Annotated in this window: 14 protein-coding genes; 5 read left to right on the top strand and 9 right to left on the bottom strand. The window is 68.6% G+C overall.

From position 1 onward, the window contains the following. Positions 1 to 7 precede the first annotated feature (7 nt). Positions 8 to 688, top strand: coding sequence for a transcriptional repressor LexA (gene lexA / locus T8T21_RS01245; RefSeq protein ID WP_183472982.1), 681 nt, complete (start codon positions 8 to 10; stop codon positions 686 to 688). Here the strand turns inward: lexA and T8T21_RS01240 are convergent. Further along, positions 682 to 2,724, bottom strand: a complete 2,043-nt coding sequence (locus tag T8T21_RS01240; RefSeq protein ID WP_322336475.1) for a ComEC/Rec2 family competence protein — start codon at positions 2,722 to 2,724, stop codon at positions 682 to 684. The two genes, lexA and T8T21_RS01240, sit on opposite strands and share 7 nt — an antisense overlap. Before the next feature lie 92 nt (positions 2,725 to 2,816). On the opposite strand from T8T21_RS01240, the gene gltX reads away from it, so the two are divergent. The 3 genes from gltX (at position 2,817) to T8T21_RS01225 (ending at position 6,687) form a co-directional block, all read left to right on the top strand. Then, on the top strand, positions 2,817 to 4,223 hold the full coding sequence (gene gltX, locus T8T21_RS01235) for a glutamate--tRNA ligase (RefSeq protein ID WP_322336474.1): 1,407 nt from the start codon (positions 2,817 to 2,819) through the stop codon (positions 4,221 to 4,223). A gap of 101 nt (positions 4,224 to 4,324) precedes the next feature. After that, positions 4,325 to 5,620, top strand: a complete 1,296-nt coding sequence (locus T8T21_RS01230; RefSeq protein WP_183472974.1) for a citrate synthase — start codon at positions 4,325 to 4,327, stop codon at positions 5,618 to 5,620. Between the two features lie 458 nt (positions 5,621 to 6,078). Continuing rightward, positions 6,079 to 6,687: a hypothetical protein gene (locus tag T8T21_RS01225; RefSeq protein WP_322336473.1), complete on the top strand. Its 609-nt coding sequence runs from the start codon at positions 6,079 to 6,081 to the stop codon at positions 6,685 to 6,687. A 4-nt stretch (positions 6,688 to 6,691) separates the two neighbouring features. On the opposite strand, the gene T8T21_RS01220 is transcribed toward T8T21_RS01225, so the two are convergent. The 8 genes from T8T21_RS01220 to T8T21_RS01185 all read right to left on the bottom strand — a co-directional run bounded on the left by T8T21_RS01220 (position 6,692) and on the right by T8T21_RS01185 (position 13,572). Next, complete coding sequence (locus T8T21_RS01220) at positions 6,692 to 7,468, bottom strand: enoyl-CoA hydratase-related protein (RefSeq protein ID WP_322336472.1); 777 nt, start codon at positions 7,466 to 7,468, stop codon at positions 6,692 to 6,694. A 70-nt stretch (positions 7,469 to 7,538) separates the two neighbouring features. Next, positions 7,539 to 7,982 (bottom strand): cytochrome c-type biogenesis protein, encoded by a 444-nt coding sequence (locus T8T21_RS01215; RefSeq protein ID WP_322336471.1) that lies wholly within the window; start codon positions 7,980 to 7,982, stop codon positions 7,539 to 7,541. After that, positions 7,979 to 9,949, bottom strand: coding sequence for a heme lyase CcmF/NrfE family subunit (locus tag T8T21_RS01210; protein WP_322336470.1), 1,971 nt, complete (start codon positions 9,947 to 9,949; stop codon positions 7,979 to 7,981). The genes T8T21_RS01215 and T8T21_RS01210 overlap by 4 nt, the downstream gene beginning before the upstream one ends. 79 nt (positions 9,950 to 10,028) lie before the next feature. Next, positions 10,029 to 10,583 carry a holin family protein gene (locus T8T21_RS01205; RefSeq protein ID WP_322336469.1) on the bottom strand — a complete coding sequence of 185 codons (555 nt, stop codon included), beginning with the start codon at positions 10,581 to 10,583 and terminating at the stop codon, positions 10,029 to 10,031. Continuing rightward, on the bottom strand, positions 10,574 to 11,185 hold the full coding sequence (locus T8T21_RS01200) for a holin-associated N-acetylmuramidase (RefSeq protein WP_322336468.1): 612 nt from the start codon (positions 11,183 to 11,185) through the stop codon (positions 10,574 to 10,576). Before T8T21_RS01200 ends, T8T21_RS01205 begins: the two co-directional genes overlap by 10 nt. Before the next feature lie 45 nt (positions 11,186 to 11,230). Continuing rightward, complete coding sequence (ccmE, locus tag T8T21_RS01195; protein WP_183472941.1) at positions 11,231 to 11,689, bottom strand: cytochrome c maturation protein CcmE; 459 nt, start codon at positions 11,687 to 11,689, stop codon at positions 11,231 to 11,233. Then, on the bottom strand, positions 11,689 to 12,717 hold the full coding sequence (argC, locus tag T8T21_RS01190; RefSeq protein ID WP_322336467.1) for an N-acetyl-gamma-glutamyl-phosphate reductase: 1,029 nt from the start codon (positions 12,715 to 12,717) through the stop codon (positions 11,689 to 11,691). Before argC ends, ccmE begins: the two co-directional genes overlap by 1 nt. A gap of 42 nt (positions 12,718 to 12,759) precedes the next feature. After that, positions 12,760 to 13,572, bottom strand: coding sequence for a glutamate racemase (locus tag T8T21_RS01185; RefSeq protein WP_183472937.1), 813 nt, complete (start codon positions 13,570 to 13,572; stop codon positions 12,760 to 12,762). A gap of 310 nt (positions 13,573 to 13,882) precedes the next feature. Between T8T21_RS01185 and T8T21_RS01180 the strand changes: the two genes are divergently transcribed. Then, positions 13,883 to 14,788, top strand: a complete 906-nt coding sequence (locus T8T21_RS01180) for a LysR family transcriptional regulator (RefSeq protein WP_183472935.1) — start codon at positions 13,883 to 13,885, stop codon at positions 14,786 to 14,788. The last annotated feature ends 257 nt before the right edge of the window (positions 14,789 to 15,045 follow it).

Genomic DNA, 15,045 nt, shown 5'->3' with positions numbered 1-15,045 from the left:
GGCAACCATGCTGACCCGCAAACAGTCCGACCTGCTGGAATTCATCCACCGGCGGATCAAGGCCGACGGCGTTCCGCCCTCCTTCGACGAGATGAAGGACGCGCTCGACCTGCGCTCCAAATCGGGCATCCACCGGCTGATCACCGCGCTCGAGGAGCGCGGCTTCATCCGCCGGCTCGCCCACCGCGCCCGCGCGCTGGAAATCATCAAGCTGCCCGAGGCGATGGAGAACCGTTTCGCCGCCGAGGGGCTCTCGACCGAGGCCGATCCCAAGCCGTCGGACATGCCGCCCGAAATCGCGGCGATGGCGATGAACCTTCCGGTGATGGGCCGGATCGCCGCCGGTGTACCGATCTCCGCGATCAGCGAGATCAGCCACGAGGTCGCGGTTCCGGGCTCGATGCTGGGTCAGGGCAACCATTACGCGCTTGAGGTGCACGGCGATTCGATGATCCAGGCCGGCATCAACGATGGCGACCTCGTGGTGATCCGCGAGACCGCCTCGGCCGACAATGGCGACATCGTCGTCGCGCTGATTGAGGATCAGGAAGCGACGCTCAAGCGGTTCCGCCGCAATGGTCGGCGCATCGCGCTCGAAGCCGCAAACCCGGCCTATGAAACCCGCATCTACAGCGATGATCAGGTGCGTGTGCAGGGCCGCCTCGTCGGACTGATCCGCAACTACTGAGTCCAGAGCCTGCGCCCGGCCCGTTCGGCCACGGTCTCGATCCGGGGGCCGTCCGGGCCGCGCCACAGGGCAAGCGCCCCGGTGTCGCGCAACCGCGTGGCATCGAAGCGCAGGCAGGGGCGCGTGGCCGGATCGGGCTGGTTGGTGATCAGGATGTCGGCGCCGCCGCAGCCTTGGAGCTTTGCCAAGGCCGTCTTTCCGGTGACCTGCACGATCTCGGTCCCTTGAAACCTTATCCGCAATAGCCGGTCATGGCGGGGCAGTGCGCGCGGGTCATGCGCCTCGGACTGGCTGCGCCCGTCGCCGTCGTTTTCCAGCCAGACCCCGGCCGCGAAACCGTCGCCCGTCGGCTTCGACAGCGCCCGCCCCTCCGGCGTCATCAGCCCGAGCAGCGCGCCGCTGTCGCTGATCAGCAGGTCGGGCCGCTCCGCCCGCGCCCACAGCCCGGCGGCCAGTGCCAGCGGCAGCAGCGCCGCCACCCGTCCCCGCCCCTGCCACAGCGTGCCCCATAACCCACCGAACGCCACCAGCGCCACGACGGCCCCCGGCGGGGCGATCACCGCCGAGCTGGCGCCGTCGAGTTCGGCGATCCGCGCGCTCACCCACAAGATCCAGCGCGAGCCCCAGTCGATCATCCAGACCGCTGGCTGGTCGAGCCCGAGCGGTCCCGTCACGGCGAGGATCACCGCCCCCGGCATCACCAGCCCGCCCATCGCCGGCACGGCGAGGAGATTGGCCAGCAGGCCGTAATGCGCCACGCGGTTGAAATGCGCGGCGGCGAAGGGCGCGGTGGCGCTCCCCGCCACCAGCGAGGTGAGCGACAACAGCGCCACCGGCATCCAGAGCCGCGCCAGCCCGCGTGGCCGGTGCCAGGCGGAAGGTAGCCGCCCCATCGCGACGACCAGCGCCAGTACAGCGGCGAATGACATTTGGAAGCCGGGGTTCAGCAGGGTCTCGGGCCGCAGCCCCAGCACGATCAGCGCGGCGATCGCCAACCCCCTCAGGCTCAGGGCCCGGCGGTCCGCCAGCACCGACCCCAAGCTGACCGCAACCATGATGAAGGCCCGCTCGGTCGCCACGTCGCGGCCCGCGAGGGCGAGGTAGAAGGCCGCGGCGGGCAGCGCCAAGGCTGCGGCCACCTTGCGCCCATTGAGCCGCAGCGCGAGCGGTGGCAGCGCGGCGACCCCGGCCCGCACCAGCCAGAACACGAAGCCCGCCAGCATCGCCATGTGCATCCCCGAGATCGAGACGAGGTGATAGAGATTGGCCTCGCGCATCGCGTCATTGGCGGCGCGGCCCAGCCCCGACCTGTCACCGGTGGTCACCGCCGCCGCGAAGCCCCCCGCCTCTCCCCCGATCCGCGACCGGATCGCCGCGCTCAGCCGGACCCTGAGCCGGGCGAGCCATGCCCCCTTGGCAGGCGTGTCAGAGGCGAGCAGCAGCGGCACCCGGGAATAGCCCACCGCGCCCAGTCCAAGGAACCAGGCGTGGCGGCGGAAATCGAAGCCGCCCGGCTCGGCCGGCCCCGGCGGCGGCGACAGATGCCCGGTGGTCATCACCCGCGTGCCCGGGGCCAAGGGGGCAAGGTGGTCGCCATGCAGCGACAGCCGGGCGCGGTGGGGGACTCCGCGCACATCCTCGAGCCGGAGCCGGTCGAGCGTGATCCGGAGCCGGTCGCTCTGCGAGCGGTCGACATCGACGATCCGCCCCTCGATCGGGCCGTAGTAGCGGAACCCCAGCACCGGCGCGGAAAGGCTGTGCGCCCGCGCACCTGCAAGCAGGAAGCCCACGCAGATGAGGAGCAGCGCCATGGCGAGCACCCGCCCTGCCAGTCCGCGTAAGAACATCCGCAAGGCAAGGCAGAGCGCCGCCAGTCCGGCCACACCGCCATAGATGGCGGCCCCCGGCTCGCGCGACAGGGCGAACCAGATCCCGATGCCCGCACCGAGGCAAACCGGCGTCCAGCAGGCCAGATAGGCCCTCTGCCGCGCCAGCGCCGCCTCGATCCGGGGACCGGGCGCCGGGGCCGCGCCCATGGCCCACGCTTGTTTCCGAGCCCCGACCTGAGTATCCCCCATGCCAACAAGGCTGCGCGCCGCATGGTTAGCGAAAGGTAAATACCCCCCGCATGTCCCAGACCCCGGTCGTCACCCGCTTCGCCCCTTCGCCCACCGGCGCGCTGCATATTGGCGGCGCCCGCACCGCGCTGTTCAACTGGCTTTATGCACGCGGCCGCGGCGGCAAGTTCCTTCTCCGGATCGAGGATACCGACCGCGCCCGCTCGACCGACGAGAACACCCGCGCGATCCTCGACGGGCTGAGCTGGCTCGGCCTCGACTGGGACGGTGAGCCGATCAGCCAGGCCGCCCGGGCCGAGCGCCACGCCGAGGTGGCCCGCCAGATGCTGGCCGATGGCACCGCCTACAAATGCTTTGCGACGCAGGCCGAGATCGAGGCCTTCCGCGAGGAGGCACGCACGCTGGGCGGCTCGACGCTCTACCGCTCGCCCTGGCGCGACGCGAGCGAGGCCGACTACCCCGACGACGCGCCCTTCGTCATCCGCCTCAAGGCCCCGCGCGAAGGCGCGAGCACGATCCACGACGAGGTGCAGGGCGAGATCACCATCGGCAACGACCAGCTCGACGACATGGTGCTGCTGCGCTCGGACGGCTCGCCGGTCTACATGCTCGCCGTCGTGGTCGACGATCACGACATGGGCGTGACCCACGTGATCCGCGGCGACGACCACATGACCAACGCCCATCGTCAGGCGCTCATCTATCGCGCCATGGGCTGGGAGCTTCCGGTCTTCGCGCATGTGCCGCTGATCTTCGGACCCGATGGCAAGAAGCTGTCCAAGCGCCATGGCGCGACCGGGGCGGCGGAGTACCAGCAGATGGGCTACCCCTCGGCCGGCATGCGCAACTACCTCACCCGGCTGGGCTGGAGCCATGGCGACGCGGAATTCTTCACCGACGCCGAGGCGCGCGAGTGGTTCGACCTGAAGGGCATCGGCAAGTCGCCTGCCCGCTTCGACACCAAGAAGCTGGAGAATCTTTGCCGGCAGCACATCGCCGTCTCCGACGATGCCGCGCTGCTGCATGAACTTGAGGCATTTCTCGCGGCGACCGGGCAGCTGCCCCTGACCGAAGGTCAGCGCGAAGGGCTGCTCAAGGCGATGCCCCACCTCAAGGATCGCGCGAAGATATTCCCGGAACTCGTTGAAAAAGCGCACTTTGTCCTGACGGAGCGCCCGATCGTCCCGGACGAGAAATCGGCCAAGAACCTCGACGATGTATCCCGTGGTATACTGGCAGAATTGACGCCGCAGCTGCAAACTGCTAGCTGGGAGCGGGACGCGCTGGAGGGGGTCGTGACCGCTCTGGCCGAGACGCATGGTCTTGGCCTGGGCAAATTGGCAGGGCCGCTGCGCGCGGCTCTGGCGGGGCGCATGGTCAGCCCCAGCGTATTCGACATGATGCTGGTGCTCGGCCGCGACGAAAGCGTGGCGCGGATCGAGGACGCGGCCGCCTGATACTGGCCGGTCAGACACCATCCGCTATGTTGCACCGCGGCATCGAGAGATCAGAGTCGCGCGTCGCCTAGGGCGGCGGCGGGAACATGAAGGGGACCTGTATGGCCGAGACGACCAAGACCGCAAAGCTGACCATCGATGGCGAAAGCTACGATCTGGCGATGTACGCCCCGACCGGCGGACCCGAGGTGATCGACATCCGCAAGCTCTATGCGCAGGCGGGTGTCTTTACCTATGACCCGGGCTTCACCTCGACCGCGGCCTGCGACTCCACGATCACCTATATCGATGGCGAAGCCGGCGTGCTGCTGCATCGCGGCTACCCGATCGACCAGCTCGCCAAGGATTCGCATTACCTCGAGGTCTGCTACCTGCTGCTCTACGGCGAGCTGCCCTCGGCGGCGCAGCTCGAGGAGTTCGAGACGCTGGTGACGCGTCACACCATGATCCACGAGCAGATGCACAACTTCTTCCGCGGCTTCCGCCGCGACGCGCATCCGATGGCCACCATGGTCGGCGTGGTCGGCGCGATGTCGGCCTTCTACCACGACAGCACCGACATCAATGACGAGCATCAGCGCGAGGTCGCCTCGATCCGCCTGATCGCCAAGATGCCGACCATCGCGGCGATGGCCTACAAGTACTCGATCGGCCAGCCCTTCGTGTATCCGCGCAACGATCTCGACTACGCGTCGAACTTCCTGCGCATGTGCTTCTCGGTCCCGGCCGAGGAATACGAGGTGAACCCGATCCTCGCCCGCGCGATGGACCGGATCTTCACCCTGCACGCCGATCACGAGCAGAACGCCTCGACCTCGACCGTGCGTCTCGCCTCCTCGTCGGGCGCCAACCCCTTCGCCTGTATCGCTGCCGGCATCGCCTGCCTCTGGGGCCCCGCCCATGGCGGCGCCAACCAGGCCTGCCTCGAGATGCTGCGCGAGATCGGCACCCCGGACCGGATCCCCGAGTTCATCGCCCGCGCGAAGGACAAGAACGATCCGTTCCGCCTGATGGGCTTCGGCCACCGGGTCTACAAGAACTTCGACCCGCGCGCGAAGGTGATGAAGGAGAGCGCCGACGAGGTGCTCGAGCTGCTAGGCATCGAGAACAACCCGACCCTGCAGGTCGCCAAGGAGCTGGAGCGCGTCGCGCTCGAGGATCCCTACTTCGCCGAGAAGAAGCTCTACCCGAACGTCGACTTCTATTCGGGCATCATCCTCGACGCGATGGGCTTCCCGACCTCGATGTTCACGCCGATCTTTGCGCTCGCGCGCACCGTCGGCTGGGTGTCGCAGTGGAAAGAACAGCTCGCCGATCCGCAGCTCAAGATCGGCCGTCCGCGCCAGCTCTATCTGGGCGCCACGCAGCGCGATTATGTCGATATCGAGAACCGCTGATCTCAGCGCGTCTCGGCCCCCTCGGGGGCCTGAAGGGCCCGGCAGCGATGCCGGGCCCTTTTTTTATGGGCAAAGGCCGCGAGTCGGCGCCGCATGACTGCGCTGACCGCCCAGATTTCGCCGCATTCGCCGCGCAATCGTGCCTCGCCTCGGCCCGAGGAACCAATCCCCCCAAGAGCCGCGCATTGTCCAAAGGCGCGCCTAACCGATCGGATAGGTAAGGGAAAATTCCTGTCTCGAAAGAGAGCGGCATTTATTCAGTAAATCTAATGCTTCAATTCTTTCGTATAGGTTGCCTCGACCAAAGAGACCTATCCGTTAGGCTAAGTCATTGAAGAAATAGGCTATTTCTCCCGAAGTCGGACCGCATGCCACCCCGGCGCCCCAATCTGCTGCAATACAGGATGCAGTCAGATCGACGAGTGCGGTTCTCAGGTTCGAGCGAAAGGATGTCTGTCATGTCGGCTCATATCGAAGTGCGGTTCACCCCCAGCCCCGAAAGCGCCGAAGCAAGCTTCGGTCGGGATGTCCCGGTGCGTCTGGCGCTGCACGAGACCGCAGATGGCGCCATCACCATCGATATCCGGATCGACGACGCGGCGGGCCACGGCCTCGGCCTCGGGGCGCTGGTCTTCGATTTCGCCGATCACGAGATCCTGGGCGGCCTGCACATGGACGGGCCCCGGCTGCGCGGTCGCAACGTCTCCTCCGGCCGGGTGCGGGCGGCGGGCGACGATGCGCGCGGCTATGATTGCGGCGTGCGCTTCGAGCGTGACACGCGGCATGGCATGCCCGCGCCCCGCGCCACGGCACTGCAGCTGGCACATGACAGCCTGTGCCTGACGATCGACGATCTCGCCGGCCGCGATTTCGCGCTGCATCTGGTGCCCACGGCGGCGAACCGGGCCTCCGGCCACGGCCTCGTCATCGAGGGCCGCCTGCCCGGCCGCCCGGCCCGCCAGACGCGCGATGCCGGCGCCACGGATGGCTCGGTCTTCGGTGGGGTGTTCGAGCAGATCCTGCCGCTGATGGGCCGGCGCGCCGCCCAGATGGGCGACGCGGCCTGAAGGCCTAGCGCCCCTCGAAACGCGGGGCGCGTTTTTCCACGAAGGCCACGACCCCTTCCTTGAAGTCGCGGCTGCGGCCGCAGATCCCCTGCAGCTGCGCTTCGCGCGCGAGCTGCGCCTCGAAACCGCTCTCGGCGCTGTCGCGCATTGCCGCGCGCAGCTGCCGGTAGGCCAGCGTCGGCCCTTGCGCCAGCTGCGCCGCGCGGGCGCGCCAGCGCTCCTCGAAATCGGCCTCCGGCGCGGCTTCGTAGATCATTCCCCAATCGGCCGCCTGACGGGCCGGGATGCGGTCGGCGAAGAGCATCGCCCCCATCGCCCGCGCGCTGCCGATCTGGCGCGGCAGGGTCCAGGTGCCACCGGCATCGGGGATCAGGCCGATCCGGGTGAAGGCCTGTGTGAAATGCGCCTCTTCCGACGCGATCACCACGTCGCAGGCCAGCGCCAGGTTGGCGCCCGCGCCCGCAGCAGCGCCACCCACGGCGGCGATGCTGGGCACTTCGAGGTCGCGCAGAGCCAGCAGCATCGGTACGTATTCGTCGCGCAGCACCCGCTCGAGATCGGTGGCGTTGGCGCTGCCCGCATCGCCGAGATCCTGGCCCGAGCAGAAGGCCCGCCCGGCCCCGGTGATCACCAGCACCCGGGCGGCGGCGTCGAGATTGCGCAGCGCGTGGGTGATCTCGGCCCGCATCTGGGTGTTGAGCGCGTTCATCACCGATGGCCGGTCGAGCGTCAGCACCGCCACGCCCTCCTCCACCGTCAAGCCGATCGTCTGGTAGTCCATGCAAGCTCTCCCCCCAAAGTTGCGGCCGAGCCTACAGCGCGCGGCGCATCGCGAAAGGGGGAACCAAGCGTCAGCGGTCGAGCAGGTCCCGCAGCCGCGCCTCTTCCTCCTCCGACAGCCGGTCCTCGGGACCGGAGGCCCGGCGGCGGATCGAGATGAAGGCGACGCCACCGGCGAGCACCAGCAGCGCGGGCGCGGCCAGCCACAGGATCAGGTTGGCGCCCGAGGTGTCGGGCTTGAGCAGCACGTATTCGCCGTAGCGGTCGACCACGGCGCGCACCACTTCCGTGTCGCTGTCGCCCGCCAGCAGCCGCTCGCGGACAAAGAGCCGCAGGTCGCGGCTGACGCCGGCATTGCTCTCGTCGATGCTCTCGTTGCGGCAGACCGGGCAACGCAGCCCGGCGCTGATCTCGCGCGCCCGGGCCTCGAGCGCCGGATCGTCGAGCACTTCGTCCGGCTCGACCGCGAAGGCAGGCGCCGCAATCAGCGCGAGGATGAGCGCCAGCCGTTTCATTCCGCCGCCACCGGCGCCGGGGCGCGGCGCGCGCCGGCCGCCACCCGCATCCTGCGATCGGTGAGCGAGACCACCCCGCCCAGCGCCATCAGGATTCCGCCGAGCCAGATCCAGGCCGCCATCGGCTTGAGATGGCTGCGCACGGCCCAGCCGCCGCCATCCTGCGGATCGCCGATCACCAGATAGACGTCGCGCCACAGCCCGCCATCGATGCCTGCCTCGGTGGTCGGCATCCCGGCCACCGGGTAGAACCGCTTCTCGGGGTAGAGCGTGGCGACCTCGCGGCCATTCGCCTGCACACTCATCTCGGCCATGGTGGTGAGGTAGTTCGGCCCCTCGGTCTCGCGCACCGCCTGCAGCGTGATCTCGTAGCGGCCAAGCGTCCAGCTGTCGCCGATCTCGGCCACGCGGATGTCCTCGCGCTGCCAGGCCAGCAAGCCGCTGATCCCGATGATGGTGACGCCGAGACCGCCATGCGCCAGCGCCCGGCCCCAATCGGCCCGCGGCAGCCGGCGCATCCGGCCGAGCCGCGCCGCGACGGCGCCGCGCCCCGCGCGGGCCCAGAGATCGACCATGGCCCCGCCCAGCACCCAGCCGCCCAGCGCCAGCCCGAGCGGGCCGAAGGCCGAACGACCCGATCCCAGCGCGTAGCCCAGCAGCAGCAATGCCGCCGCCAGCGCCAGCGCCGGCATCAGCTGGCGCATCAGCCGGCCACCCTGGGACCGCTTCCATGCCATCAGCGTGCCCAGCGGCAGCAGCAGCGCCAGCGCCACGAAGAACGGCGTGAAGGCGGCGTCGAAGAAGGGCGGGCCGACCGAGAGCACGCGGCCGAAGGCCATCTCGGCCACCAGCGGCCAGACGGTGCCGACGAAGACCACCAGCGCGGAGACCGCGAGCAGCACGTTGTTGGCCACCAGCGCGCTCTCGCGGCTGACCAGCCCGAACACGCCCTTGGCCTGCATCGCATGAGCGCGCGCCGCATAGAGCGTCAGCGCGCCGCCGGTGAAGACGGCGAGAATGGCGAGGATGAACACCCCACGCTCGGGGTCGTTGGCGAAGGCGTGCACGCTGGTCAGCACGCCCGAGCGGACGATGAACGTGCCCAGGAGCGAGAAGCTGAAGGCGAGGATGGCGAGCAGCACGGTCCAGCTCTTCAGCGCCTCGCGCTTCTCGGTGACGATGGCCGAGTGCAGCAGCGCGGCGGCAAAGAGCCACGGCATGAAGCTCGCATTCTCGACCGGGTCCCAGAACCAGAAGCCGCCCCAGCCCAGCTCGTAATAGGCCCACCAGGAGCCCAGCGCGATGCCGATGGTCAAAAACAGCCAGGCCGCCAGCGTCCAGGGCCGGACCCAGCGCGCCCAAGCGGCGTCGACCCGCCCCTCGATCAGCGCCGCGACCGCGAAGGAGAAGGACATCGAGAGTCCGACATAGCCGAGGTAGAGAAACGGCGGGTGGAAGGCGAGGCCCGGATCCTGCAGCAGCGGGTTCAGATCCCGCCCGTCGAAGGGCGGCACCGCGACCCGCAGGAACGGGTTCGAGGTGAAGAGCAGAAAGGCGTAGAAGGCCACGCCGATCGAGGCCTGCACCGCCAGCACGCGGGCGCGCAGCTTCTCGGGCAGGTCGCCACCGAACCAGGCCGCGCAGGCGCCGAAGCCCGCGAGGATCAGGAGCCACAGGAGCAACGACCCCTCGTGGTTCCCCCAGACCCCGCTGACCTTGTAGAGCATCGGCTTCAGGGAGTGCGAGTTCGCCACCACCAGCGCCACCGAGAAATCCGAGGTGACGAAGGCCGCCGTCAGCGCCGCGAAGGCGAAGCCGGTGAGCAGGAACTGCGCGGTGGCGGCGGGCTCGGCCACGGCCATCCAGCCGCGCCAGTTCTTCTGCGCGCCGATCAGCGGCACCACCATCTGCACGATGGCGGTGACGAAGGCCAGAATCAGCGCGAAATGTCCAAGTTCGATCAGCATGGCCCAAGTTCTAACCGATCCGCGCGCACCGGGCCATGGCGCAGCGCGCTGGCAGATCGTCGCGGCCCCTCTCGGGCGATCACCCTCGCGTGCGCTGCCAGTCCTCGAGCGCGGCGTTGGGCCAGACCGGCCCACTCCTGCTCGGGCCGGGAGCAGCGCCCTTCGGAATCGCGGCGTCCGGCTCGGGCAGGCGCGCCCGCATCCGGGCCAGCGCCACCAGCATCTCGCGCTCGAAGCCCTGGCCATGCGCCTGCATCCGCGCGCCGAAATAGAAGCTGACGATCGCTCCCATCAGCCACCACAGCGGCTCCGGCACCAGCGCCAGTCCTTCCATGCGCGCCGCGAACCAGGCCGGGTCGGTCATCGCCGCCACGATCAGGCCGAGCGTGCCGAAGGCCATTAGCGGACGTGGAAGGCGGTTGAGCCCGTCGATGAAGCGGTCCCAGCCGCCGCGCCGCTCGCGCGCCATCTCGGCGGCGAATTGCGACAGCACGTCGGCCCGGTGATCGGCGTTGCGCGCCGCGCGTCCTTCGACATTCTCGCGAAACGCCCCGACCGTTTCGACCACCATGTTGCGCCGCGCGCCGAACAGGGTCGAGGCGACCCCTCCGATCAGTCCGGTGTTCATCCCCATGCCGAGACCCTCGCCCGATGCTGCGCCGCGCTCAGGTGGTAGCGCGGCGATATGAATTCCTCGGCCCGCCTGATCCAGCCGCCCTTGCCGCCGTCGCGCCGCCGCGCGAACTTGCGGCTCGCCGGGCGGCGGTCGGCCAGGGCGTAGTAATAGTTGCGCCGGGCGATGCCGTAGGCATCGGCCAGATGCTCGGGCGCGGCGGCATGGGCCTGTCGCGCGGCGGCGATGGTCTGGGGCCCGATGATGCCGTCGATCGCCAACGGGATGCGCATCGCCACCAGCAGGCGCTGCAGGATCTTCACCGCGTTGGCGCCGGAATTGACATACATGTCGAAGGCCGATGGCTGCAGGCTCGCGGGCAGCGCGTCGATGCGCGGGCGTCGATAGTAATGCTCGATGAAGATCTCGGCGGCCCGATCGGCTGACAGCAGTTTCAGATCGGCCTTGGTGACGACGCCGTCGCCGTCGAGATCCATGCCGAGACGCCGCAGCGTACCGATGGTCACGCCATGTTTCGTGGCGCCGCCCGGATCATCCGGATCGTCGATATAGCCGCCTTCGCGCGCGACGATCTCCGCCGCGATCTCTTCCACGCTCTTCATTCCGCCCCCTTCCGTGACCCCGGACGGGAGAATGCCGCGGCAAGGTTAATTCGACGGTGCGGCTGCGTCCGGTGCCTTGTAGACGCCCTGCTCCTCCAGCGCGTCGATCACTTCCTTGGGCATGTAGCTCTCGTCATGCTTGGCAAGGATCTCGATCGCCTCGAAGCGCTCGCCGGTCCAGCGACCCTGGCCGACCATGCCCTGCCCCTCCTCGAAGAGGTCGGGCAGGATGCCGGTATAGGCGACCGGCACCGAGGCCGCGCCATCGGTGACAGAGAAGGTGACCGTCTCGCCCTGCCCGCGCTTGAGCGTGCCCTCCTCGACCAGTCCACCGAGACGGAACACCTCCTCGGGGCCCGGCGGCTCGGCCAGGAGCTGCGCCGGCGAGCGGAAGAAGTTGATCCCGTCGCGCATCGCGAAGCCGATGATCCCGGTGGCCAGCACCAGCGCCACCGCCGCCAGCGCCAGCACCTGGATGCGGCGGGTCTTCTTGAGGCCGCGCATCAGGGAAAGACCGGGGCGAGCATCAGCCCCTCGGTTTCGGGCAGGCCCAGCATCAGGTTGGCGTTCTGCAACGCCTGGCCCGAGGAGCCCTTGCACAGGTTGTCGAGGGTCGACACCACCAGCGTGCGGCCCGACACCCGGTCGCCCGCCACGCCCAGATGGCAGAAGTTCGAACCCTGCACGTGGCTCATCCCCGGCAGCTTGCCGAAGGGCAGCACCCGCAGGAACGGCTCGCTGGCATAGCGCGTCTGCAGCGCCTCGTGCACGGCCTGCGGGTCGCCCTTCACGTAGCAGGAGGCAAGGATGCCGCGGTTTACCGGCACCAGATGCGGGGTAAAGAGGATGCGCACGTCGCGCCCGGCGATCTGGCTGAACTCCTGGTCGAACTCGCCCAGATGCCGGTGCGTGCCGCCCGCCGAATAGGCCAGCACGTCCTCGGAGCGCTCCGCGAAGAGCATGTTCTCCTTGAGCGAACGACCCGCACCCGAGACGCCGTTCTTGAGGTCGCAGACGATGTCGTCGAGATCGATCAGGCTCTTCTCGATCAGCGGCCGCAGCGCGAACTGCACGGTGGCGGCGTTGCAACCGGTGCCGGCGACGAGACGGGCGGCGCGGATCTCTTCGCGGTAGAACTCGGTCAGGCCGTAGACGGCCTCGGCCTGCAGATCCATCGCGGCATGGGGCTTGCCGTACCACTTCTCGTATTCGCCGTCGTTCCGCAGCCGGAAATCGGCCGAGAGGTCGACGATCTTCAGATCCTTGGGCAGCTCCGCGATCACCGCCTGGCTCATCGCGTGCGGCAGCGCGCAGAAGGCGATGTCGATGGCGGAGAAGTCGATCTCGTCGATGGTGCAGAGCTTCGGCAGCTCCAGATGGCCGAGATGCGGGAAGACCTCGCCCATCGCCATGCCGGCCTTGCGATCGCCCGACAGCGCGGCGATCTCCAGCCCCGGATGGGTGGCGATCAGGCGGACCAGCTCGGCCCCGGTATATCCGGAAGCCCCGAGGATGGCGGCGGAATGGGTCATGTCTGGCTCCTCGTCGGAAAGGCGGCGATCACGGCGTCCGGTTCAGGCCGGTGTGAACTCGATCTTGCGGCGCAGGAATTGCGTGGCGCGGTTCGAGACGGCCTTGGGGTTGCCGGTGGTCAGGAACAGGCTCTCGGTGCCCGAACCGATCATCTCGGGGCGGCGCTGCAGGTAGTCGGCGAGGCTCTCGGCGACCAGGCTGGCCTGGCTGAACACCTTGACCTGCGGGCCCAGCGCGTCCTGGAAGATCTCTTCCATCAGCGGGTAATGGGTGCAGCCCAGCACCGCGGCGTCGGGCTCGGGCATCTTGCGCTTGAGCGCGTCGACATGGCTGCGCACCAGCGCCTCGGCGAGGATCATGTCGCCCTCCTCGATCGCGTCCACCACGCCGCCGCAGGCCTGCGCCTCGACATCGACGCCGATGGCACGGAAGGCCAGCTCGCGCTGGAAGGCGCGCGAGCGCACCGTGGCCGGGGTGGCGAAGAGCGCGACATGCTTCACGCCGACCTCGCGCGGCGGCGAGTTGTCGCCCCACTGCCGCTCGGTCAGCGCCTCGATCAGCGGCACGAACACGCCCAGCACCCGCTTGCCCTTGGGCACCCAGCCCTCCTGCATGCGGCGCAGCGCGGCCGCCGAGGCGGTGTTGCAGGCGAGGATGACGAGATCGCAGCCGGCGTCGAACAGGCGTTCGGTGGCGGCGGTGGTCAGGTCGAAGATGTCGTCGGCGGTGCGCACGCCATAGGGCGCATGGGCGTTGTCGCCGAAATAGACCAGCGGCAGGTCCGGCAGCCGCCGCTCGACCGCGCCCAGCACCGTGAGCCCGCCCAAGCCACTATCGAAGATCCCGACCGCCATCGCGCAACCCCGCTTTTCGCCACGTCTTTTGCCCCGGTCGGCGCCGGAGCATCGTTCCTCGGGACATAAGGGGGATCGGGCGGGAAATCCATCTATGGTTTGGCCCGCCGCGGCGCGGCGTGCCGCCGCCGGCCCATCGGGGCGGGGGAACGGTGCGTAAAACGGCAAAAAAATCGGCAAAAACCGGGATTTGCCGTTATGCTGTGCGAGAGTTCGCGGATGAGGTCGCGGAAATGCAATGCGGGCGCTTTGCAAGCGCCGCGTCGGGTCGTAGATGGCGCGACGCAGGACGAAATGACAGGACGGTGCGATGGATTGGGACAAGCTGCGGATATTCCACGCGGTGGCGGATGCGGGCAGCCTGACCCATGCCGGCGATTCGCTGCATCTGAGCCAGTCAGCGGTGAGCCGGCAGATCCGCGCGCTCGAGGAACAGCTCAACACCACGCTGTTCCACCGCCACGCGCGCGGGCTGATCCTCACCGAGCAGGGCGAGCTTCTGTTCGAGGCGACCCGCTCGATGACCAAGCGTCTCGACGCCGCCGCCGCGCGCATCCGCGACAGCGAGGAGGAGGTGTTCGGCGAGATCAAGATCACCACGCCGATCGGCTTCGGCACGCTGTGGCTCGCGCCGCGCCTGCCCAAGCTCTATGAGCGCTATCCCGATCTGAAGATCGACCTGATCCTCGAGGAGCGGGTGCTCGACCTGCCGATGCGCGAGGCCGACGTGGCGATCCGGATGAAGGAGCCGTCGCAAGCCGACCTGATCCGCAAGCGGCTCATGAACGTGCGCATGCGGCTCTATGCGACGCAGGATTACCTCGACAAGGCCGGGCCGCTCGACCGGGTCGAGGATTTCGAGAACCACCGGCTGATCTGCCAGAACCCGTCCTCGGCGCAAGTCTCGGCCGGCGCGGCGATGGTGCAGGAGCTGCTGACCAACAACATCCCCTCCCTGCTTACCGTGAACAACTATTTCGGGGTGCTGCAGGCGGTGCTGAACGATCTCGGCGTCGGCGTGCTGCCGGACTACCTGCCCGACCACTTCCCCTCGCTCGAACGGGTGCTGCCGGACATCGAATCCGGGGAGGTGCCGGTCTTCCTCGCCTATCCCGAGGAGCTGCGCCAATCGAAGCGCGTCGCCGCCTTCCGCGATTTCGTGCAGGAAGAAGTCCTCGCCCATCGCCGCAAGCTTCGCGAACAGCGCGCGGATTAAGCACGCGACCTCCGATCTGCCTCTTTTTCAGCCATGCGCGGGGCGCATGGCGGCCTTGCCGCGCCGGCAAGGGTTTTGAACTTGATCGTTCACATCCCGCTATATATTTCAGCGTTCGAAGCCGACGGCGCCTCACGGTGCGTCGCTTCATACCTCCCTGTTGGACTTGCCGGGCCTGTGTGCCCGGCTTTTTTTTGGCCATGGCCTGGCTGCGGCTCATCGTCCGGCCCGGCCGAAACCCGCTTTCCCCTGCGGCG

The organism is Limimaricola variabilis (assembly GCF_034371605.1).
In the GTDB taxonomy this organism is placed as follows: domain Bacteria; phylum Pseudomonadota; class Alphaproteobacteria; order Rhodobacterales; family Rhodobacteraceae; genus Limimaricola; species Limimaricola variabilis.
The sequence above is the reverse complement of the archived record's forward strand: the minus strand, read 5'-3'. Positions and strand labels throughout refer to the sequence as shown.

What these genes read in the sequence shown, in the direction of transcription:
- T8T21_RS01185 (WP_183472937.1), bottom strand. Translation starts at nt 13,572, where the DNA reads ATGGCGGTCGGGATCTTCGATAGTGGCTTGGGCGGGCTCACGGTGCTG.
- T8T21_RS01240 (WP_322336475.1), bottom strand. Translation starts at nt 2,724, where the DNA reads ATGGGCGCGGCCCCGGCGCCCGGTCCCCGGATCGAGGCGGCGCTGGCG.
- T8T21_RS01225 (WP_322336473.1), top strand. Translation starts at nt 6,079, where the DNA reads ATGTCGGCTCATATCGAAGTGCGGTTCACCCCCAGCCCCGAAAGCGCC.
- gltX (WP_322336474.1), top strand. Translation starts at nt 2,817, where the DNA reads ATGTCCCAGACCCCGGTCGTCACCCGCTTCGCCCCTTCGCCCACCGGC.
- T8T21_RS01215 (WP_322336471.1), bottom strand. Translation starts at nt 7,982, where the DNA reads ATGAAACGGCTGGCGCTCATCCTCGCGCTGATTGCGGCGCCTGCCTTC.
- argC (WP_322336467.1), bottom strand. Translation starts at nt 12,717, where the DNA reads ATGACCCATTCCGCCGCCATCCTCGGGGCTTCCGGATATACCGGGGCC.
- T8T21_RS01230 (WP_183472974.1), top strand. Translation starts at nt 4,325, where the DNA reads ATGGCCGAGACGACCAAGACCGCAAAGCTGACCATCGATGGCGAAAGC.
- T8T21_RS01220 (WP_322336472.1), bottom strand. Translation starts at nt 7,468, where the DNA reads ATGGACTACCAGACGATCGGCTTGACGGTGGAGGAGGGCGTGGCGGTG.
- T8T21_RS01210 (WP_322336470.1), bottom strand. Translation starts at nt 9,949, where the DNA reads ATGCTGATCGAACTTGGACATTTCGCGCTGATTCTGGCCTTCGTCACC.
- lexA (WP_183472982.1), top strand. Translation starts at nt 8, where the DNA reads ATGCTGACCCGCAAACAGTCCGACCTGCTGGAATTCATCCACCGGCGG.
- ccmE (WP_183472941.1), bottom strand. Translation starts at nt 11,689, where the DNA reads ATGCGCGGCCTCAAGAAGACCCGCCGCATCCAGGTGCTGGCGCTGGCG.
- T8T21_RS01205 (WP_322336469.1), bottom strand. Translation starts at nt 10,583, where the DNA reads ATGGGGATGAACACCGGACTGATCGGAGGGGTCGCCTCGACCCTGTTC.
- T8T21_RS01180 (WP_183472935.1), top strand. Translation starts at nt 13,883, where the DNA reads ATGGATTGGGACAAGCTGCGGATATTCCACGCGGTGGCGGATGCGGGC.
- T8T21_RS01200 (WP_322336468.1), bottom strand. Translation starts at nt 11,185, where the DNA reads ATGAAGAGCGTGGAAGAGATCGCGGCGGAGATCGTCGCGCGCGAAGGC.